This is a genomic window from Streptomyces sp. NPDC007095, assembly GCF_040634475.1.
Lineage (GTDB): Bacteria > Actinomycetota > Actinomycetes > Streptomycetales > Streptomycetaceae > Streptomyces.
The window spans coordinates 21,446-41,576 of sequence record NZ_JBEYFS010000001.1; the positions used below are offsets into that span (position 1 = coordinate 21,446).

The 20,131-nt window shown below is 68.9% G+C and carries 16 protein-coding genes and 2 pseudogenes; 8 read left to right on the plus strand and 10 right to left on the minus strand.

Annotated features, from left to right (window positions below; genetic code table 11):
- Positions 1-402: 402 nt before the first annotated feature.
- From mycP to ABZ656_RS00200, 5 genes are all read right to left on the minus strand, one after another.
- On the minus strand, positions 403-1,632 hold the full coding sequence (gene mycP, locus ABZ656_RS00180) for a type VII secretion-associated serine protease mycosin (RefSeq protein WP_360262939.1): 1,230 nt from the start codon (positions 1,630-1,632) through the stop codon (positions 403-405).
- A 178-nt stretch (positions 1,633-1,810) separates the two neighbouring features.
- Positions 1,811-3,460: a translation initiation factor IF-2 gene (locus tag ABZ656_RS00185; protein WP_360262942.1), complete on the minus strand. Its 1,650-nt coding sequence runs from the start codon at positions 3,458-3,460 to the stop codon at positions 1,811-1,813.
- Positions 3,461-3,482: 22 nt separating this feature from the next.
- On the minus strand, positions 3,483-4,052 hold the full coding sequence (locus ABZ656_RS00190; RefSeq protein ID WP_360262945.1) for a hypothetical protein: 570 nt from the start codon (positions 4,050-4,052) through the stop codon (positions 3,483-3,485).
- 204 nt (positions 4,053-4,256) lie between these two features.
- A complete protein-coding gene (locus tag ABZ656_RS00195) occupies positions 4,257-4,466 on the minus strand; it encodes a DUF397 domain-containing protein (RefSeq protein WP_360262948.1) in 210 nt (69 codons plus the stop codon).
- Positions 4,463-5,341 carry a helix-turn-helix transcriptional regulator gene (locus ABZ656_RS00200; protein ID WP_360262951.1) on the minus strand — a complete coding sequence of 293 codons (879 nt, stop codon included), beginning with the start codon at positions 5,339-5,341 and terminating at the stop codon, positions 4,463-4,465. The genes ABZ656_RS00195 and ABZ656_RS00200 overlap by 4 nt, the downstream gene beginning before the upstream one ends.
- 156 nt (positions 5,342-5,497) lie before the next feature.
- Here ABZ656_RS00200 and ABZ656_RS00205 point away from each other — a divergent pair, with 156 nt between their 5' ends.
- The 5 genes and pseudogenes from ABZ656_RS00205 to ABZ656_RS00225 all read left to right on the plus strand — a co-directional run bounded on the left by ABZ656_RS00205 (position 5,498) and on the right by ABZ656_RS00225 (position 9,575).
- Positions 5,498-6,031 (plus strand): ATP-binding protein, encoded by a 534-nt coding sequence (locus ABZ656_RS00205; RefSeq protein ID WP_101400109.1) that lies wholly within the window; start codon positions 5,498-5,500, stop codon positions 6,029-6,031.
- 183 nt (positions 6,032-6,214) lie between these two features.
- Positions 6,215-7,093 carry a helix-turn-helix domain-containing protein gene (locus tag ABZ656_RS00210; RefSeq protein ID WP_101400108.1) on the plus strand — a complete coding sequence of 293 codons (879 nt, stop codon included), beginning with the start codon at positions 6,215-6,217 and terminating at the stop codon, positions 7,091-7,093.
- Positions 7,094-7,107: 14 nt separating this feature from the next.
- Positions 7,108-7,980 (plus strand): hypothetical protein, encoded by an 873-nt coding sequence (locus ABZ656_RS00215; protein WP_360262956.1) that lies wholly within the window; start codon positions 7,108-7,110, stop codon positions 7,978-7,980.
- 2 nt (positions 7,981-7,982) lie between these two features.
- Positions 7,983-8,243 (plus strand): annotated as a pseudogene (locus tag ABZ656_RS00220) (Uma2 family endonuclease); the annotation flags it as partial.
- An 87-nt stretch (positions 8,244-8,330) separates the two neighbouring features.
- A complete protein-coding gene (locus ABZ656_RS00225; RefSeq protein WP_360262959.1) occupies positions 8,331-9,575 on the plus strand; it encodes a cytochrome P450 in 1,245 nt (414 codons plus the stop codon).
- 6 nt (positions 9,576-9,581) lie between these two features.
- Here the strand turns inward: ABZ656_RS00225 and ABZ656_RS00230 are convergent.
- The 5 genes and pseudogenes from ABZ656_RS00230 to rpsL all read right to left on the minus strand — a co-directional run.
- Positions 9,582-10,668: pseudogene (locus tag ABZ656_RS00230) on the minus strand (glycosyl hydrolase 115 family protein); the annotation flags it as partial.
- A gap of 169 nt (positions 10,669-10,837) precedes the next feature.
- A complete protein-coding gene (tuf, locus tag ABZ656_RS00235) occupies positions 10,838-12,031 on the minus strand; it encodes an elongation factor Tu (protein WP_101400105.1) in 1,194 nt (397 codons plus the stop codon).
- 168 nt (positions 12,032-12,199) lie between these two features.
- Complete coding sequence (fusA, locus tag ABZ656_RS00240) at positions 12,200-14,326, minus strand: elongation factor G (protein ID WP_101400104.1); 2,127 nt, start codon at positions 14,324-14,326, stop codon at positions 12,200-12,202.
- Between the two features lie 39 nt (positions 14,327-14,365).
- On the minus strand, positions 14,366-14,836 hold the full coding sequence (gene rpsG / locus ABZ656_RS00245; protein ID WP_003992340.1) for a 30S ribosomal protein S7: 471 nt from the start codon (positions 14,834-14,836) through the stop codon (positions 14,366-14,368).
- Between the two features lie 2 nt (positions 14,837-14,838).
- Positions 14,839-15,210: a 30S ribosomal protein S12 gene (gene rpsL, locus ABZ656_RS00250; protein WP_003948652.1), complete on the minus strand. Its 372-nt coding sequence runs from the start codon at positions 15,208-15,210 to the stop codon at positions 14,839-14,841.
- A gap of 592 nt (positions 15,211-15,802) precedes the next feature.
- Between rpsL and ABZ656_RS00255 the strand changes: the two genes are divergently transcribed.
- The 3 genes from ABZ656_RS00255 (at position 15,803) to ABZ656_RS00265 (ending at position 20,118) form a co-directional block, all read left to right on the plus strand.
- The gene (locus tag ABZ656_RS00255; RefSeq protein ID WP_249938426.1) at positions 15,803-16,459 is read left to right on the plus strand and encodes a Crp/Fnr family transcriptional regulator; all 657 of its coding nucleotides are present in this window, start codon (positions 15,803-15,805) and stop codon (positions 16,457-16,459) included.
- 645 nt (positions 16,460-17,104) lie between these two features.
- Positions 17,105-17,965, plus strand: coding sequence for a hypothetical protein (locus tag ABZ656_RS00260; protein WP_101400102.1), 861 nt, complete (start codon positions 17,105-17,107; stop codon positions 17,963-17,965).
- On the plus strand, positions 17,962-20,118 hold the full coding sequence (locus ABZ656_RS00265) for a hypothetical protein (protein ID WP_180362020.1): 2,157 nt from the start codon (positions 17,962-17,964) through the stop codon (positions 20,116-20,118). Before ABZ656_RS00260 ends, ABZ656_RS00265 begins: the two co-directional genes overlap by 4 nt.
- The last annotated feature ends 13 nt before the right edge of the window (positions 20,119-20,131 follow it).

Consider the following 20,131-nt stretch of genomic DNA (forward strand, 5'->3'; position numbering starts at 1 on the left):
TCGTTCTCACCGACCTTGGGGTGATCGACCGGGATGGACACACACGGTGAGTACGCATCCACACACCATGTGACGCCCGCTGAATCATCACGGATATCGGGCGCACTCGGAGTAGGCGACGACACCCAGACGGTCATGGGGGAAAGCCTCAACCTGGACGACGTCGTCGGTCCCCGGGGGCTGCACGCTCAGTACGGTCCAGTGGTCGCTGATCTCGTACCTGGTGACTTTCCATCCACGCCGCGTCAATTCCTTCCGCACCCGTCGCAGCGCCGACACCGCCAGAGACGGGATGCCACAGCGGCGATAGACCGCGACGCTTTGATGATCGAGAAGTACGTTAGCGCCGCCTCATTACATGCCCCATCCGTATCGGCCACCACGGCGCTTGAGTATCCGTACTCAGACGGCGCCAGGGCCTCGGCCGGAAGAGGCATTGCCGTCCGGAGCGCTGGGAGGCGAATACGGCGGAGGCGCGAACCCCGGTGTCGTGTAGGAGAGTTGCCCTGGTGTGGTCGCTGTTGCCGAACTCAGGCTCACAGTGGCCCGGCGTTTGCGGATGACCAGGAAAGCCCCGACCGCCGCGCCGAGGAGTGCAACGGCGCCGATGCCCAGCGTGATCCAGAGGGTGTTGCTGCCGTGGTCCTTCGAGGAGGCTTCGGCTGCCGCGTCCTTTGCTGGAGCAGCGGGGTCCTTGCCAGCAGCAGCTTCAGGCGACGGTGACGCCGAGGTCCCGCCAGGGAAGTCCGCGAGCGGGTAGACGTCGGCCGGGCCCGGGTCACCCGGGGTCTGCAAGGCGATGCGGGGGCGGACGATGCCGTAGCCGATGGAGTCGTTGCGCTTCGAGCCGTCTGTGGGCCCGCCGGCGGTGTTGAGCATGACCCTCAGGACCTGGTTGTTGGTCCACGTCGGGTGTTTGGACCAGATCAAGGCGGCGCTGGCTGAGGCCAGGGCAGTGGCGTCGCTGGTGCCGTGGGAGCGGCAGAGGCCCGTGCCGTTCGGGCATACGTGGTACATCTCGTCGCCGGGGGCGGCAATGTCTACCTGGGGGCCGTGCTCGGATTCGGTGGTCTTGCGAAGGTTCTTGCCTACTGCACCCACGCCGACCACACCCGGAGTGGCGGCGGGGTACTCCACTGGGTTTCCTTCGTCTTCGCTACCGCCGTTTCCGACAGCCGCAAAGATCAACGATCCCTTGTCCAGCGCGTACTTCACAGCGGCAGTGAGCTGCTCCGTTCCTTCGGGCACCCCCATCGAGATGTTGATCACCCGTGAACCAGAATCAACGGCGTAGCGAATCCCGCGACTCACGGTCTCGCTGAACTCCTTGATGTACCGGCCGCTGTCCAACCCTCTATCGGGTGTCCGCACAGGGAGGATCTTGACTCCTGGCGCGAGGCCGAAGGTGCCAGCGCCTCCGTTGGCTCTGCCAGTACCAGCAATCTGAACGGCCATCAGGGTGCCATGGCCGTTGGGATCCGTGCGTTCGTCACCGGGGGCGTCTGGTGCTTCGTCCTTGCCAGAGAGTACTTGCCCCTCCAGGTCGGTCAGCTTGGCGTTCACGCCCGAGTCGATGACGGCCACGGTAACGCCTTTGCCCGTGCTGGTCTGCCACATCTGTTCGGCCTTCATGGCCGTGAGGTGCCACTCCCTCTCACGGATGGACTCCGCGTGGGCGGGAGTGGCCGCGATACCGACCAACAGCAGGCCCACGGCTCCGGAGACAACGCTCCCGTAGTGGGAATTCCTCATCGTGGTGGCAGGCATCTGCTTCCTCTTGGTGTATGCAGGTTCAGTCGATAGCTGGTGACTAGGTGGTCGAGCGGCCGTTCTGCTGCTCGGTCTCCTGCTCCTCGCTTCGCTCGCCGGCCCTTCTGCCCTGCTTGTTGTTCTGTCGCGAATTCGATGGCCGAGTGCCGTTCGGCGGCGCACTCGTACGTCCGGCTGCGCTTGATGCGGGCGTGCCGTCACCAGAGTCCTGATTCCGTACCAAGCCCGAGCCACCAGGGGTGAACGGCCGGGTTCCCGAACGTCTCTGCGGCTGCGGACGGCCGCCGACGACTCCACGGTCCGCGCCTGCGCCCGTGCCCATGGCCCGACGGTCGGCCAGTGTCGCACTCTGCCCGACGCCCGCTCGCCCTGTACTGGCGGGGGTCCTCTGAGTAGTCGAGCCACGGCCACCAGCCGACCTGTGCGTTTCACCGCCGACGACATTACCTCGCGGCAATCCGCTGGCGGGCCGACCAGCGGGCGATCCAGCGGCCGATGGCGTGGGGCGGCCACCGACGATGCCGGAGCTGCCGCCCGGCGCACGCCCGGGAGTTGCGCCCGTGATTCCTCGGCCCGGAGGCACTACGGGGCGACCGCCGACCACTGGCCGCGCCGTGCCTGTCGGGCCCTCCGGCCCGGTCGTACCACCGATACCCGGCACACCTCTGGAGACCGGGCCTACCAGTCCGCGCCCGGGTTGGGTCGAAGGGCGGCCGCCGATCGCCGTGCGGCCCAGCCTCGGGGGATTCGCGGATGGGCTTGGTGTGCCGCTTGCCATCGGCGGGATCGGTCCCGTGGGCAGTGCCCCGCCGCCGTCAACCTTGCCTCCGTTCGGCGGCCCGACCGGGCTTGTCGAAAGTACCGACGGCGTTTGCGGGAGCACGCCCGTCCCGTCGATGTGGACGCCCACATGGTTTGAGGCGTCGGGCAACGACCGTCTGGCCGGCCCGCGCGATTCGTATCCGCCGTCGGCTGCTCCGTTGCCCCCGGTCGCCTCGGCCAAGGATCGATGCGATCCGTTGGAGGACGAGATTCCAGCCGCTCCGGTGCCAGATGATGAGCGAACGCCGCCATCCCCGGTAGACACGGCCTCGTTGTTGGTGAAATGGCCTGGTGTCGGCTGAATCGCCTCCGGCGGCGGCGGAAACTTGGGCCTCTCCAGCCCGTCCAGCTGCGTGGCCGACAGCGAGTACGTCTGCCCCAGCTTCCGCATCTGCGCGGCCGCCTCCTGCCGCACCTTCTCCTTGTCCGCCGCCAGCGCCGCGAGTTCGCTCGCGGACTTGCTGCTCACCGCCGCTGCGTCCGGGTCGTTGTGCGCCGCTTGCGCCGCGTCCAGGTTCGCCTGTGCGCCGGCCTTGTCGCGCGGGATGGACGCCTGCGCCGTGGCGATCGCCCCCGAGGCCTCGCCCAGCCACTTCGCGGCGCCCTCGCTGAAATCGCCCAGGCGCAAGGTCGAGTTGGCCAGGTCGCCGCTCCACGTGCGGAACGCGTCCGCGCCCTCGCCCTTCCACTCCACGTACTGCGGGCGGACCTTGAGCTCTTCGGCGATCTTGCGAATCTCCTTGGCCGCCGCGGTCAGCCGGGTGGCGGCGGCCTGCACCGTGCCGGCGCTCGCCTGGTCGAGCCACGCCAGCATCTGCTCGTGGCCCATGTCCTCGAAGGACGTGCTGCCGGTCCCCTTGCCGGACATCAGAACTCCTCCATCGGATCCATCAGATGCTGCCACCCGAGTCGCCGCCAACCGACGCCTGGTCCGGCTTCGCGTCACTGCCGCCTTCGTGGCTCTTCTTCGGGAGGCCGGGGTCGTATTCCCCGCCGTAGTGCTTCGCGGTCTCCACGCTGATCGCCTTCATGCGGTCGCGCACGTCCAGATCGATGTTCTGGTAGCCCTTGTGCGAGGCCAGCACGGCGATACACATGCCCTCCATCGAGTCGGACAGCAGCTTCGACAGGCTTTCCAGCTCCGTGATCACCGTCTCGTACGAGGTGAACAGTCCGGATGCCTCCGCCCACTCGCCCGCTCCGCCGCCGAACTGGTGGCGCGCCAGCTGCTCCTGCCCCACCTCGCCCGGACCCGCCGCCGAACCCTTCAGGTCGCGGATCAAGTCGTCCACACGCTTCTGGAACTTCGTGAACGACGACAGTTCGGTGACCACATCACCGATCGCGTTCTGCGCCGCGTCGAACACGCCTGACGCCCACGACGACGGTCCAGGCGCCGCCCCACTATCGCTCGGCAACACAATCTCTCCCCCGTACAGCCAAAACAGCCGAAGCTTCACCTGCAACTCTAGCTATCGGCTGTGACAGTCCACAGGCAGCCTCGGGCAGAGAATGACCGGAATCGGGCCATTCTGAGGGGCGGCTCGGCCAATCGCCGAGGCCGGTGAGGAGGAGCGTGACTCCACTCAACCCGGCTGCAGGAGACGGCACATGAGTGTCCGTACTCATATGAGGGAGCGGGAGTATCCGGGTGCCCCGGTGGGTCAGCCCTCGGAGGCGTACGTCACGAAGTCCGCCCACGCTTCCGGCGCGAGCGCGAGCTGGGGGCCGCCGATGTTCTTGGAGTCGCGGACGTGGATAGCACCGTGGGCGGTGGCGATCTCGACGCAACTGTCTCCCTCAGTGCCGTCGCTGAAGCTGCTCTTGAACCAATTCAGCTCAGAGGCGTCCCCGACAGTGGCCTTGCGGATCATGTTTCTCCCAGCACTTGCTCGACGAAAGCGAGTGACTCCCCCGGCGTGAGAGCCTGGGCCCGGATGATGCCATACCGCATTTCAAGGATCCGGAGCTGCTTCGGGTCCGAGGTTGGGCGACCTCCGAACGCACCGTCGGAGCGCCCCACCGCCGTACCGTCCGCGAACTTCAGCACCTCGATCTTGCCGTCCACCCCAGGGTGGGCATCAGTCTCCGTCGGCATCACCTGAAACGTCACGTTGCGCAACTGCGCTACCTCCAGCAGGTGTTCGAGCTGTCGGCGTCGCACCATTGTCCCTCCGATACGACGACGCAGCGCCGCCTCTTCCTGAACAAAGCTGAGCACGGGAGCGGGCGACCGCTCGAAGACGGACTTCCGCTCCATGCGGGCGGCCGCCAAGCGCTCCACCTCCTCTTCCGAGTACGGCGGTTGCCGTGCGTCGAACAAGGCCCGCGCATGCTCCGGCGTCTGCAACAGGCCGTGGATGCTAAGCCCGACGTAGACGCCGATCTCGACCGCCTGCGCCTCCAGCTTCGCGATCTCCCGAACCTTCTTCGGATACCGAACCCTCGCCACGTCCTCCTTCATCGCCGAAAGCAGCCCACCCGCCCCGAGGACCTCGTCCGCCTGATCCAGATACTCAGGCCGGGGAATCCGCTTACCGCCCTCGATCTTGTAGACCATGTCCTCCCCGTACCCGACCACCACCCCGAACTCGGCGGCCCGCATCCCCACGGCCTCCCGCCGCAGCTTCAGCTGTCGCCCGACGGTCGCGACCACCGCCACACCCCAGTCGTCCTCCGGGTCCACCTCCCAACCCGGCTCGTCCGCCTCGCTCTTGAGCCGGCCCGCGTCACCGTCCGTGTCGTACATCCCGTGCCCCTCCGTCGTACCGCCGTGCCACAACGCCCGCTACCCGTACACCCCGCCCCGACAGCCCGGACACGACCGGACAAGCTCCGGACAGTGACCATACGTATCGATGCAGTCACTGGTTCACGGTAGGCATCCGCCGCCACGCTGAGTGACATGAATCAAGAAACCGCTGCCTTCACGGCCCAACTCGACAACTCCATCCGCAACTTCAGCGCGCTCCTCTCCCCCACGCCGCGCGGTGCTCGCCTCGCCCGGCTGCTCGCGACCGAGCAACTCCGCTCCTGGGGACTTCCGCTGAATCCGGCGGAGCACGTGGTGGCCGAGCTGGCAGCGAACGCGGCTACGCATGGCCGGGTCCCGGGCCGTGACTTCCGGCTCACGCTCTACGTGGTCGCCGGCACCATCCGCGTCGAAATCACCGACACATGCGGCGACCGCCTGCCCCGGCCCCAATCCCTCACTCCTGACGCCGAGTCCGGCCGCGGTCTCGTCCTCGTCGACATCCTCGCCGACCGCTGGGGTGTCGTGTCAGGGCCGCCCCCGCGCAAGACCGTATGGGCCGAGATCGACCTCCTCCCACCGGAGCACAGCGGGCCGTACTCCGGTGCGCCCGGCGATCTTCCCCAAGAAACACGAGAGGGAAAGAACCCCACCAAGCCCCACCCCTCCCGCCCGCCAAAACCGTGACCGCCGCGCAAACTCACTCCCGCGAGTGAATGTGCCCAACTCGGGTGGATTCGGGACCGGTTGCCTGCCTTACGCTCAGCGCGACAGAACACAACCGCAGACATGCGGCAGATATGCGACGGCCCCCGCCGGGACTGGCATCCCAATGCGAGGGCCTGACCACCAAGGAAGAGGCCCTTCCTGATGGATACCCAAAACCCTAGCGCGCCCCCGCGCGCCCAGTCCCGTATCGCGGGCAAAAACCACCCCCACCAACACGGGCGGCAGCCACACGCCCGTCCCGGCGGCGTCATCCACGACAACACCCGCCACACCACCCGCTTCACGGTGATCGGCAACCACCTCGCCCAGCACCCGGAGCTCTCAGGACTCGCGATCGGGCTGGCCGTCTACATCCAGTCGCTCCCAACCGGCGCCCGCGTCGACATCAAGACCCTCGCCGCCCGCTTCCCCGAAGGCCCGACCCGTATCGCCGCCGCCCTGCGCGAACTCGAAACCCACGGCTACCTCCGCCGCACCCGTGAACGCACCCCCGGCGGCCGCATCGTCACCCGCACCGTCTCCTGCAACCAGCCCGGACACCACGGGACGGCAGCCGACACCCCCAGGAAGCCGGCCGTCCGGCGGGCCACCCCGGAGAAACGCCCGCCCCGCAAGCTCCTCCCCACCGTGCCCCAGCCCGCGCACCCCTCCCCCACCCTCCTCCGGACCGCCACCGACCTCCTCGCCGGCCTCCGCCGCCACGACCCCCGCCTGCTCCTCTCCGTCACCGACACGGAGCACCTGGCCCCCGGAGTCGCCGCCTGGCTCGAACGCGACCTCAACCCCACAGCCGTACAACGCGCGCTGACCGCGGACCTGCCACCGGAGGATCTACGCCGCCCAGCCGCCCTCCTCGCCCACCGACTCGCCGCGCAGCTGCCGCCTCCGCCACCGTTCCGCGTGCCCGCGCCGCCCCCGGACGTACGGCATCCGCTCCAGAACTGCGAGGGCTGCGACCGCGCCTTCAGGTCCCCGGAGCCGGGCAAATGCGGCGACTGCCGGACGCTCACGCACCGCTGAGACCAAGGAACCGCATGGTCAGCTCACCCCACGAAGCGATGCACCGCATCTTCCAGCACGACACCCAGCTCTTCAGCCGTGTCTCGAAGGTCCTCGGATTCGACCTCCCCGCCCCCGACAGCGTCACGATCCTGCCCACCGACCTCACCGAAACCGGCCCCGTCGAACGACGGGTGGACACCCTCCTGCGCCTCGACAGCGCGGAACACGGCGGCTTCATCCTCGCCATCGAGGCCCAGGGCAAGAAGGACACTGCCAAACCGGCGAGCTGGGCGTACTACACCGCGTTCCTGTGGACCAAGTACCGGCTACCGACGGCCCTCATGGTCGTATGCCAGGACCACGCCACCGCCGAGTGGGCCCAGCGACCGGTGGCCAGCGGGCCACCCCAGCTGCCCACACTCACTCTCAGGCCCCTCGTGGCGGGCCCGCACAACATGCCGCTGATCACCGACCCGGCCGAGGCACACGCGGACCTCGTGCTGGCCGCCCTCTCCGCCATCACGCACGCGGGCGATCCGGACATCGGTGCCATACTGAAAGCCCTGTCCACCGCTCTGCGGGATGAGCACGAAGACATCGCCGACCCCATCATCGAATTCACCGCACAGGGTCTGGGCAACCGTCCGGCCAAGGAGCTCTGGAGGAACCTGGTGGCCGTGGACCTCTCTTTCTACAAGTCGTACATCGCGGAGGAGATCCGGGACGAAGGCCGCGTCAGCGCCTATGCCAAGGCCATACTGACCGTCCTGGAACAGCGCGGCATCGATGTGCCTGCCGACGCGCGCCGACGGATCACGGATTGCCACGACCCCGAGACCCTCCACACGTGGCTCGCCCGCGCCGCCACCGCCTCGTCCGCTGCCGCGATCTTCGAAGACGAGTAACCATCGCCGCCATCGAGATCGTTTCCCGCTCGAACCCGGACAACGACTGGGTGAGCAAGGTGCGAGACTATCCGTTGCTGGGCATTCCGTTGTATGTGATCTTCGACCCGCGCGTGGGAGAGGGTGCCGTCCTCTGCGACATCCACCCCACCCCCAGCGGCCCCCGCTACGCCACCCGCAAGGACTTCATGTACGGCGAAGACGTGACCATCGCCGAGTGGACGGTCTCGACCGCGGACCTGCCCAGGTACCCGAACCAGTAGGCCGAACCGCGGCAACGACGGCATTCCTATGCTCCGCCTGGAGCACTCCCCCGCGACACCCCACCCCCGCCCGACGACGCTGAACGCATGGCAGAAGAGACCAGCACACTCCCCGAGCGGCCCGAGCGGCCCCTTCCCCCGGTTCGGGACTGGCCCGCCGGTGAGCTGAACGCCACCGAGTTCGAGCCGGTGCTCGCGGAGCTGATGCGGGAGGGGCCGCTGACGCGGATCCGGCTTCCGTACGGGGAGGGCTGGGCGTGGCTGGCGACGCGCTACGACGACGTGAAGATGATCACGAACGACCCCCGGTTCAGCCGACGGGAGGCCTCCGTCCGGCAGGTCACGCGACTGGCGCCGCACTTCGCGCCCCGGCCCGGGGCCCTGGCCTGGGCCGATCAGCCCGACCACAACCGGCTCCGGCACGCCGTCTCGAACGCCTACACCGTGAGCGCCGTGAAGCGCCTGCGCCCCCGTGCCCAGGAGATGCTCGACGTCCTGGTGGACGGGATGATGGCGGACGGCCCCCCGGCTGACCTGATCGAGCGGGTTCTCGAACCCTTCCCGATCAACGTCGTCTGCGAGGTCATGGGCGTACCCGTCGACGAGCGACAGAAGTTGCACGACTGGACACGGGAGATCATCTCCACGGCGGGCGGCGCCGATGCCTCCGAGCACGCCAAGAAGGGGCTCTTCGGGTGGATCGGGGAGGCCGTCCGCGAGCGCCGCGACAGCGAAGGCGACGGTGCCGGCGAGGACGTGTTGTCCCTGCTCGGTGATGCCGTGCGGCGGGGCGAGCTCGGCCTGGAGGAGGCGATCAGTGTCGCCGGGCCGCTCCAGATCGGCGGCGAGGCCATCACCAACAACAGCGGCCAGATGTTCTACCTCCTCCTCACCCGGCCCGCCCTGCTGGAACGCTTCCACAACGACCCCGTCTCCCGCCCGGCGGCCATCGAGGAACTCCTGCGCTACATCCCGCACCGCGCCGCCGTAGGCCTGCCCCGCATCGCCACGGAGGACGTCGACATCCACGGCACCCTCGTCAGGACCGGCGACGCCGTCCATGTCTCCTACCTGGCCGCCAACCGCGACCCGGGCGTCTTCCCCGACCCCGACCGGATCGACCTCGACCGGGACGCGGGCGCCCATGTGTCGTTCGGCAACGGACCGCACTTCTGCACGGGTGCCGTCCTCTCCCGTATGCAGATCGAGCTGCTGATCGACACCCTGCTCGAACGCCTGCCCGGGCTACGTCTCGCCGTGCCCGCCGATCAGGTCCCCTTCCGGCAGCGCACGATGATCCGCGGTCCGGTGGCCTTGCCGGTCACCTGGTGACACCCCGGCGGCCTCGTAGCCGATCAGCTCGAACCATGCGTCCTGCGCCGAGTCCGGCAGCCGTCGCGCGATCCGCCCGGCCCGTGCCGCGAGCGTCCGCCACTCCTGCGTGACCTGCTCGAGTTCGCGGCCGTAGAAGGGGGTTGCCTGGTCGTCGTACACCACCGCGCCCGATGCCGGGTCGAGGGTGATCCGGCGGTTGAGGAGTTCCGGCTTGCGGCGCGACTGGCGTTGTCCGTACGTCGCCAGTACGTCCGCGATCGCCGTCGCGTGCCGCGTGCCGCGTGCCGAAGTTCTGCCGCGCGTACCGCCTCTCCCACTCGCCGAGCGCGCCAGGGCCGTCCCAACGGCCTGGATTCCAGGCGTAGTCGAGGAAGAACTCGGTCGGCAGCTCGTTGCCCTTGAGGTCGCCGACGTTCGTCACCCACAGCCCGTGGTTGCCGTACGCGTGCGCCTGGTGGAGCTGGTCCCAGAGGTTGGGCAGGCCGGCCGTGTCGACCCACTTGTAGTTACGGCCCGCGCCCACGTAGTCGAAGTGGTGGTAGAGGCCGTAGCCACCGGGCCGCGCGGGCTCGGCCGGGTCGGGGTGCTTGCGGATGTTGCCCCAGTTGTCGTCCGTCGGTACGACGGTTACGTCGTCCGGGGCCCGCAGCCCCCGGTCCCAGTACCGCTGGACCTCCTTGTAGAGCGTCCACACCTGGGGGACCGAGGCCGGGTCGCGTCCCGGCACCTCGGCGATGATCGTCCGCTGTGCGTCGATGATCTCCCGCATCAGCTCGACGCCGTCGCCGTCCGGCAGGCTGGTGTCGCCGTTTCCGCGCATCCCGAGGGTGACGACGCCCTCGAAGTCCTGGTCGGCCATCCGGCGGATGCCGTCGCGCCAGTACGCCTTGAGCGCGTCGGCGTTGCGGCGGAACGACCACTCCCCCGTACCGCCGTACGGGTCATGGCCGGGCGGGACGACGGTTCCGGCGCTGTCGCGCACGGCGGATACCGCGTGCCGGTTCCACTCCTCGATGCCCCGCATCATGGGCGCCTCATGGGACGCGCCCATGATCATGACAATCCCGTTCTCCTTGGCGCGGGCGTGGTTCCGATCCGGCTTCGCCGGCAGCCGCCGACGTCCCACCGCGCCCAGGTCATGGGAATCCACGCACGCAGTGTGTGCGATGGGCACGGTAAAGGGGCCCGTACGACCGAAGTCGTACGGGCCCCTTCAAGGAGCTCGCGAGGAGCTACCAGGCTGTCAAGCCAACAAGGACTTACTTGTTGATCTTGATGACCTGGCCGGCGCCCACGGTCCGGCCACCCTCACGGATGGCGAACTTCAGGCCCTCCTCCATGGCGACGGGCTGGATGAGCGAAACGGTCATCTCGGTGTTGTCGCCCGGCATGACCATCTCGGTGCCCTCGGGGAGGGTCACAACGCCGGTCACGTCCGTCGTGCGGAAGTAGAACTGCGGACGGTAGTTGTTGAAGAACGGCGTGTGGCGGCCACCCTCGTCCTTGGACAGGATGTAGGCCTGGGCCTCGAACTCGGTGTGCGGCGTGACCGAACCGGGCTTGATGATGACCTGGCCGCGCTCGACGTCCTCGCGCTTGATGCCACGGAGGAGCAGACCGACGTTCTCACCGGCCTGGCCCTCGTCGAGCAGCTTGCGGAACATCTCGATGCCGGTGACCGTGGTGGTGGTCTTGTCCTGCTTGATGCCCACGATGTCGACGGTCTCGTTGACCTTGAGGACACCACGCTCGATACGACCGGTGACGACGGTGCCACGACCGGTGATCGTGAAGACGTCCTCGATCGGCATCAGGAACGGCTTGTCGACGTCACGCTCGGGCTGCGGGATGTTCTCGTCGACGGCCTGCATCAGGTCGAGGACGGTCTGGCCCCACTCCTTGTCGCCCTCAAGGGCCTTGAGCGCCGAGACCTTGACGACCGGCAGGTCGTCGCCCGGGAACTCGTACTCGGAGAGCAGCTCGCGAACCTCGAGCTCGACGAGCTCCAGGATCTCCTCGTCGTCCACCATGTCGGCCTTGTTCAGGGCGACGACGATGTAGGGAACGCCGACCTGGCGGGCCAGGAGCACGTGCTCCTTGGTCTGCGGCATCGGGCCGTCGGTGGCGGCAACCACGAGGATGGCGCCGTCCATCTGCGCCGCACCCGTGATCATGTTCTTGATGTAGTCCGCGTGACCGGGGCAGTCGACGTGGGCGTAGTGACGCGTCTCGGTCTGGTACTCGACGTGCGCGATGGAGATGGTGATACCGCGCTGGCGCTCCTCAGGAGCCTTGTCGATCTGGTCGAAGGCCGAGGCCTCGTTCAGGTCCGGGTACGCGTCGTGCAGCACCTTGGTAATGGCGGCCGTGAGGGTCGTCTTACCGTGGTCGATGTGACCGATGGTGCCGATGTTGACGTGCGGCTTAGTCCGCTCGAACTTCGCCTTCGCCACTGGGTCCTCCTGTGGAGTGGTTCTGGTACGCCTTACTCATCGGCGCCAGGTGATCTTTGCTGGGATGCCGCCCGCCGGGGTTCTCCCCCGGGGGACGATCTCTCGTCCCCTTGCCGGTTCGAAGCCCCGGCGGTCGGTGTCAAGCCTAAAGCGTGTAAACGGGGTGTGTTACTCGCCCTTGGCCTTCGCGATGATCTCCTCGGCGACGTTCCGGGGAACCTCGGCGTAGGAGTCGAACTGCATCGAGTAGCTTGCGCGACCCGAGGTCTTGCTGCGGAGGTCGCCGACGTAGCCGAACATCTCCGAGAGCGGCACCAGACCCTTGACGATCCGGGCACCCATCCGCTCCTCCATGGCCTGGATCTGACCACGGCGGGAGTTGATGTCGCCGATGACCTCACCCATGTAGTCCTCGGGCGTGGTGACCTCGACGGCCATCATCGGCTCGAGCAGCACGGGGCTGGCCTTGCGCGCGGCCTCCTTGAAGGCCTGCGAACCGGCGATCTTGAACGCGAGCTCGGAGGAGTCGACCTCGTGGTAGCCACCGTCGAGAAGAATGACGCGGACGCCCGTCATCTCGTAGCCGGCCAGGATGCCGAACTGCATGGCCTCCTGCGCACCCGCGTCGACCGAAGGGATGTACTCCTTCGGGATGCGGCCACCGGTGACCTTGTTCACGAACTCGTACGAGGCGTCGCCGCCCTCGATCGGCTCGATCGCGATCTGCACCTTGGCGAACTGACCGGTACCACCGGTCTGCTTCTTGTGCGTGTAGTCGTGACGCTCGACGGCCTTGCGGATCGTCTCGCGGTACGCGACCTGCGGCTTGCCGACGTTGGCCTCGACCTTGAACTCACGGCGCATACGGTCGACCAGCACCTCGAGGTGCAGCTCGCCCATACCACCGATGATGGTCTGGCCGGTCTCCTCGTCCGAGTGAACCTGGAAGGAGGGGTCCTCCTCCGCGAGACGCTGGATGGCGACACCCAGCTTCTCCTGGTCACCCTTGGACTTGGGCTCGATGGCGACCTGAATGACCGGCGCCGGGAAGTCCATGGACTCCAGGATGACCGGGTTCTTGTCGTCGGACAGCGTCTCACCGGTGGTGGTCTGCTTCAGGCCCATGACGGCGACGATGTCGCCGGCGCCCACCGACTCGATCTCCTCACGCTTGTTCGCGTGCATGCGGTAGATCTTGCCGATGCGCTCCTTCTTGCCCTTGACGGAGTTCAGCACGGCGGTGCCGGACTCCAGGCGGCCCGAGTAGACCCGGACGAAGGTGAGCTTGCCCAGGTGCGGGTCGCTCATGATCTTGAACGCGAGGGCGGAGAGCGGCTCGTCGTCGGACGGCTTGCGCTTGACGACCAGCTCCGGGTCCTTCACGTCGTGGCCCTCGATGGCCTCGACGTCAAGCGGAGTCGGCAGGTAGCGCACGACCGCGTCGAGCAGGGGCTGAACGCCCTTGTTCTTGAACGCGGTGCCACAGAACACCGGGGTGACCGTGGTGTCGTTGGACTTGCCGGACGCGATGGTGATGCGACGGATCGCGGCGTACAGCTGCTCCTCGGTGGGCTCGACGCCCTCCAGGTACAGCTCCATGATCTCTTCGTCGTTCTCGGCGACGCCCTCGATGAGCTTGCCGCGGTACTCCTCGGCAGCCTCGGTGTGCGTGGCCGGGATGTCGACGACGTCGTACATCTCGCCCTTGGCGGCCTCGGCGGACCACACGAGCGCCTTCATGCGGACCAGGTCCACAACGCCCTTGAAGTCCATCTCGGCGCCGATCGGAAGCTGCATGACGAGCGGCTGGGCGCCCAGGCGGTCCGAGATCATGTCCACACAGCGGTGGAACTCGGCGCCGGTACGGTCCAGCTTGTTCACGAAGCAGATGCGCGGCACGCCGTAACGGTCGGCCTGACGCCACACCGTCTCGGACTGCGGCTCGACACCGGCGACACCGTCGAACACCGTGACGGCACCGTCGAGGACGCGGAGCGAACGCTCCACCTCGACCGTGAAGTCGACGTGCCCCGGGGTGTCGATGATGTTGATCGTGTAGTCGTTGTCCTCGAGCGGCCAGTGACAGGTGGTGGCAGCAGAGGTGATCGTGATGCCACGCTCCTGCTCCTGCTCCATCCAGTCCATGGTGGCAGCGCCGTCGTGGACCTCACCGATCTTGTAGCTGACGCCGGTGTAGAAGAGGATCCGCTCGGTGGTGGTCGTCTTGCCCGCGTCGATGTGGGCCATGATCCCGATGTTGCGGACCCTGGCCAGGTCAAGTGAAGTGGTAGCCATAAGGCTTCGGTCTTCTCTCGGTCTCGATGGGGGTAGCGACTACCAGCGGTAGTGCGCGAAGGCCTTGTTGGACTCGGCCATCTTGTGGGTGTCCTCGCGCTTCTTCACAGCGGCACCGAGGCCGTTGGAGGCGTCGAGAAGCTCGTTGAGCAGACGCTCGGTCATGGTCTTCTCGCGACGGGCGCGGGAGTAACCGACGAGCCAGCGCAGCGCGAGCGTGTTGGCACGACCGGGCTTGACCTCGATCGGAACCTGGTACGTCGCACCACCGACACGGCGGGACTTGACCTCGAGGGTCGGCTTGATGTTCTCCAGCGCGCGCTTCAGCGTGATGATCGGGTCGTTGCCCGTCTTCTCACGCAGACCCTCCATGGCGCCGTAGACGATGCGCTCGGCGGTGGAGCGCTTGCCGTTCAGCAGCACCTTGTTGATGAGGGAGGTCACCAGAGGGGAACCGTAGACCGGGTCGATGATGACCGGGCGCTTCGGGGCGGGGCCCTTACGAGGCATTTCTACTTCTCCTTCTTGGCGCCGTAGCGGCTGCGGGCCTGCTTGCGGTTCTTGACACCCTGGGTGTCGAGCGAACCACGGATGATCTTGTAGCGAACACCCGGCAGGTCCTTCACACGGCCGCCGCGCACGAGCACGATGGAGTGCTCCTGCAGGTTGTGTCCCTCACCCGGAATGTAAGCGGTGACCTCGATCCCGCTGGTCAGACGCACACGCGCGACCTTACGCAGGGCCGAGTTCGGCTTCTTCGGGGTGGTCGTGAACACACGCGTGCAGACGCCGCGACGCTGGGGCGAACCCTCGAGTGCGGGCGTCTTGTTCTTCTCGACCTTGTCCTGCCGGCCCTTCCGGACCAGCTGCTGGATCGTAGGCACTACTTCTCCGGTTTCTGTGTGCCGAATGGTGAAGCTAACCTGGAACATCTCCGACCCACGCGGTCGGGTGTGTCGAATGCTGCAGACTCCCGCCGCGAGGCGAAAAGGGCGCAGATTACGGTGGCCGGTTACGGCTCGCCTTGCGGTTTGAAGGCACGCACGCGAGCCAGGGCACACCCCAGGCACAAGGTCTGAGCGTACCTACCTCAAGGACTTCGGTCAAAACAAATGCTGTCCAGGGCGACACGCCGGACTTCTTGCCACGTCACCGCGGTGCTCCCGCAGGTCGGACGCGAGTGGGAGCGCCAGTGGGAGACGGCGCGGTCGGGGGCGACCGCGGGACGGTCGCCGGGCCGGCCTTAGCGCATTCTCCGGGCCCTCGTCCCCAAAAGTTTCCGATCCTGGACGGTACCGCGCAATCTCTGTCCACCATCGCATGCCCTTCAGTACTTTGATCGGTCGGCTGCGGCGATCGGGGGGCAACATGACGGCAGCACACGCACCGGACACATCCGGGTCATCGGGCTCATCGGACTTACCGGGTTCGTGGGATTCGTCGGGCTTACCCGGCGACGGGGGGCTCGACGACCGGGTGCCGTTCCTGGCCCGGCTGGAGAGCGAGGACCGCTCGGCGCTGCTCGGTCTCGGGCACGAGCTCTCGTACGCGCCCCGGATGGTGCTCCTGCACCAGAGCGAGCCGTCCTCGCACGTCCTGTTCGTCACGCACGGCTGGACGAAGGTGACCGCGGCCGCCTCCAACGGCTACGAGGCGCTGCTCGCGCTGCGCGGCCCCGGCGACATCATCGGGGAGTCCGCGGCGCTCACCGGGCGCCCGCGGTCGGCCACCGTGACGGCCCTGGAGCCGGTCCGTACGGTCGCCGTCGAACGCGGCCGCTTCACCGAGTTCCTCGCCCGCTCCCCCGCCGTCTCCTTCGCCCTCCTCGGCCTCACCTCCGATCGCACCCGGGCGGCCGATCGGCGCCGCCTGGAATTCGCCTCCCTCAGCGTGCGGGAGCGCTTCGCGATCCTGCTGCTGGACCTCGCCCGCACCCATGGGCGCCGCACGGACCAGGGCATCGAACTCTCCGTCCCCCTGAGCAAGCAGGAACTCGCCGGGTCGGTGGGGGCCTCCCGGGAAATGGTCCAACGCCTGCTGAAGGACCTGCGGGAACGGGGGGTCGTGATGACGGGGCGCCGGGCGCTGGTGATCGTGCGGCCGGATGTGCTGCGGCAGATTGCGCGGGGGTGAGGTGGGGCTGGACGGGCTGGCCGCTGCGGGCGGGCGGGGGTCGGGTCCGGTGGATCACCGCGGGCCGGTGGGGGCTGGTCACGCGGTTCCCCGCGCCCCTGAGGGGCCGGGGCTGCGCCCCGGGTCCCCCGGCCGCCCGCAGTTCTCCGGCTGCCGGCCGGTGGGGGTCGGTCGCGCAGTTCCCCGCGCCCCCAAGAGCCTCGGGATGTCCGGCGTTCGAGGTCGGAGGCCGGACGCCAGCCGCTGCGACCGCACCTGCCGCCGAGGACGAGGCCATGGGCCGGTTCCCACCCCACCCCACCCCACCCCACCCCACCCCTCACCTCCAGCCCGTCCGCCGGTCGGGCACGAGGTCAGGGGTCTCCCCCACCCACCCCGCCCGCGTTCTCAGCCTGTCCGGCGTTCGAGGACGAGGCCGTTCGGGCCGAAGCGGGGTCCGGGGGCGCAGCCCTTGGCGGGGTGCCCGCCGGGGGTCGGGGTCGAAGGGGCGGAGCCCCTGGGGACGGGTCGGGTAGGGGCGGTGGGGGCGAGGGACCGGCGGTTCTGTGTACACCGTCACACTCCGACTGCGTCATCCGCCCTCACGCCACCACAACCCCGCCCGCCACTCTTCTGCCACTGCCGCACCACCAGCGAAAGGCGACCATGACCGACCCCGTGAGCCGGACGATCCTGTTGCTCGACATCGAGAAGTACAGCGACCGGGACGACATCGAGCAGGCGTACCTGCGGCGCATGCTGTACGACGTCGCCGACCGCACCCTGGAGCGCGCCGGCATCGACGAACGTCTGCGCCTGCGCGCCGACCGGGGCGACTCCGTGATGGAGCTGATCGACGCCAACGCCTCCGTCACCGCACTGCTGCGCGCCCTGCTCACCGAGGTCCCCACCCAGCTGCACGCGGTCAACCGGATGGCGTCCAGCTCTGCGCAGATCCGGCTGCGCGGCGTCGTCGCCACGGGCTACGTCGCCGTGGACGAGCACGACGGCTGGGTCGGCTCCGACCTCAACCACGCCTGCCGCCTCCTCGACGCCCAGCTGCTGCGCGCGGCCCTGCGGGAGCGGAGAGACGACTTCGCCCTGTGCGTCTCGGAGAGCGTGCACACGGGGATCGTGCGGCACGGCCACGCGGGCATCCCCGCGGAGGACTTCCACGCGGTGACCGTGGACAGCAAGAACGGCCCGCTGCGCGCCTGGCTGCACGGCCCGGTGCCGGGAGACGGCGACGACCACAGTGAGAAGGGGGGAACCTCGGTGCCGGGCGCCAGCTCGGGGGAGCGTCCGGCACCGAGGCGGGACCAGCCAGGGGCCCAGGCGTCCGGGCTCCCGGCCCCCGAGGCCCGCGCTCCCCGGCCCTCCGCCCCTCCCGCGGGCGCCGTCTTCCACTTCGACGGAGGCGCCCCCACCTTCGGCGGCAGCCTCGTCGGCGGCGACCAGCACGGCGTGTCCGGCGGCCAGGTCACCGGAGACGTCCACCTCGGCGGGTCCGGGGGTGAGTCGGCGTGACGGTGCCTCCACCCACGGCGCCGGCCCCCGACGACGTACCCCCGAAGGACGTACACCCGGCCCCCGAACCGGACACCCGGCGCCAGGACGGTGAGGGGGAAGGAGAGGGGGAACAGGAGCGGACGCAGGAGGCGCGCGCGGCTCAGCGCGAGCTCTTCGCGCACACCCCGGGGTTCATCCTCGGCTCGGCCGCGTCCTTCGGCGGGAGTCTGGTCGGCGGCGCCCAGCACGGCGTGTCCGGCGGCGAGGTCGCCGGTGACGTGTTCATGGGCGGCAAGACGGAGATCCACCACCACGGCCCGGCGGCTTCGGCTGCGTACGCCTCCGGAGAGATCCCGCGGCGCCACCTCGAAGACCTGGACGCCGTCTTCGTCGAGAGCCCCGCCTTCGCCGCCGCCCTGGACCGGCTCCGCGAAGAACGCGTCCTCGTCCTCGCCGGCGCCCACGCCACCGGCCGCCACGCCGCCGCGCTGATGCTCCTGCACCGTCTGGGCGTGCCCGTCGTGCACGCCCTCTCGCCGGAGACGAGCCCGGCGACCCTGAGCTCCCCGCTCACCGCGCCCGGCGGGCACGTCCTGCGCGATCTGCCGCTCAGCCGCAACCGGCCGCTGCGCGACACCCATCTCTACGCGGCCCGCGACCAGCTGAAGAAGGTCGACGGGTATCTGGTGGTGACCGTCGAGAACTCGCCCTTCCTGCTGGGCGTCACCGCCTCCGTCTGGCAGCCGCCGGAGGCGTCGGCCGTCGTCCGCGCGTATGTGAGCAATCACCGCGCGCAGGACACCGACCGCCTCCTCGCCCTCGCCCCGGTGCGGGACTTCCTCGCCCGGGGGCACCATCAGCCCGCCGAGGCAGCCGAGTTCGCGAAGGAGGTGGCGGGTTACGACGGTGGCGAGGCTGCTGCGGCCCGGCTCGCGGAGTTCGGGCAGGCGGCCGTGGAGCAGCAGTGCCGGGAGTGGCTGAGCGACCCCGAGTCCACGCTGCGCGACAAGGCCTTCCTCATCTCGCTCGCCGTCTTCGACCGGTCGCCGTACGTCCTCGCCGCCGAGCTCGCGGACAAGCTGTTCGTGCACTTCCAGCGCCTGCAGCACCCCGAAGAGCCGCCGGAGATCCCGGTGTTCGGGCTCGGTGCCGAGACCCGGCTCGCGCGGGCCCGCGCCGAGGGGGAAGTGCGGAACGAGGCGACCGAATGGGGCCCGGTGCCGCAGTTCACCGCGTTCTTCCGGAAGGAGAACACTCCGCGCGCCCTGCTCACGGAGGTGTGGACGGGCCATCCCTCGGCCCGGCCCGCGCTGATCGCCTGGCTGAAGGAGCTGGCGCGCGACGGGCGTCCCGTCGTACGGACCCGGGCCGCCGCGGCCACCGCCATGCTCGCGCTCGCCGATCTGCCCTCCGCGGTCGCGCTGCTGATCGACGGCTGGGCGGTGTCGAAGACGTTCGGCCCCCGCGTCACCGCCGCGAACACCCTCACGCTCGCCCAGCTCCTCGACGCGCCCGTCGTCCTGCGCCTGCTCACCCAGTGGTGCACGGACGCCCACTGGGGTCGCCGCTGGACCGCGATCCGCGCCTTCGGACTGCTCACGCCGTTGCGGCCGGAACTCGTGGGCCCGGCTCTCAGCGCGCTCGCGGCCCGGGCCCGCGCCGACAACAGCAGCCCGGCCGAGGCGGCCAACCTGATCGAGTCCACGGCCCTGTTGCTCTCCGTGGGCCTCAGGCGCGGCGAGATGCTCTCCGAGCTGGTGCGGCTGCTCCACCACGACACCCCCGCGGTCCGCGCGCTGGCGCTGGGCGCCTTCGTACTGGCGTGCGACAACGCCGAGGAGGGCGCGCTCGTCGAGTGGTACGCCGACACAGGTATGTACGAGGCGGACTCGGCCCGTGACCTCTCCACACTCTGGCGCACCGCCCTCGGCGACCGCGCCCACACCCGGGGCGCCCTGAACGCCCTGCACACCTGGGTGTACGTGGCCGAGCGCCGCCCGGACGCGGCCCAGGCGCTGGAGCTGCTGCTGCCCGCGCTGGTCGTCACGGCGGACGACCACAAACGCCTCGGCCACGAACTGCGCACCCTGCGCGGCCGGGACGGCGGCCCGCGCCCGCCGCTCGCCGACCGCCTGCTCGCCGCGCTGCGTCCCACCGTCCCGACCCCCTGACACAGAGTTACGA

Coding starts and splice junctions, on each gene's coding strand:
- rpsG (WP_003992340.1), bottom strand. CDS start 14,836: ATGCCTCGTAAGGGCCCCGCCCCGAAGCGCCCGGTCATCATCGACCCG.
- ABZ656_RS00260 (WP_101400102.1), top strand. CDS start 17,105: ATGACCGACCCCGTGAGCCGGACGATCCTGTTGCTCGACATCGAGAAG.
- fusA (WP_101400104.1), bottom strand. CDS start 14,326: ATGGCTACCACTTCACTTGACCTGGCCAGGGTCCGCAACATCGGGATC.
- ABZ656_RS00205 (WP_101400109.1), top strand. CDS start 5,498: ATGAATCAAGAAACCGCTGCCTTCACGGCCCAACTCGACAACTCCATC.
- ABZ656_RS00210 (WP_101400108.1), top strand. CDS start 6,215: ATGGATACCCAAAACCCTAGCGCGCCCCCGCGCGCCCAGTCCCGTATC.
- ABZ656_RS00200 (WP_360262951.1), bottom strand. CDS start 5,341: ATGTACGACACGGACGGTGACGCGGGCCGGCTCAAGAGCGAGGCGGAC.
- ABZ656_RS00185 (WP_360262942.1), bottom strand. CDS start 3,460: ATGTCCGGCAAGGGGACCGGCAGCACGTCCTTCGAGGACATGGGCCAC.
- ABZ656_RS00215 (WP_360262956.1), top strand. CDS start 7,108: ATGGTCAGCTCACCCCACGAAGCGATGCACCGCATCTTCCAGCACGAC.
- ABZ656_RS00225 (WP_360262959.1), top strand. CDS start 8,331: ATGGCAGAAGAGACCAGCACACTCCCCGAGCGGCCCGAGCGGCCCCTT.
- mycP (WP_360262939.1), bottom strand. CDS start 1,632: ATGAAGGCCGAACAGATGTGGCAGACCAGCACGGGCAAAGGCGTTACC.
- ABZ656_RS00195 (WP_360262948.1), bottom strand. CDS start 4,466: ATGATCCGCAAGGCCACTGTCGGGGACGCCTCTGAGCTGAATTGGTTC.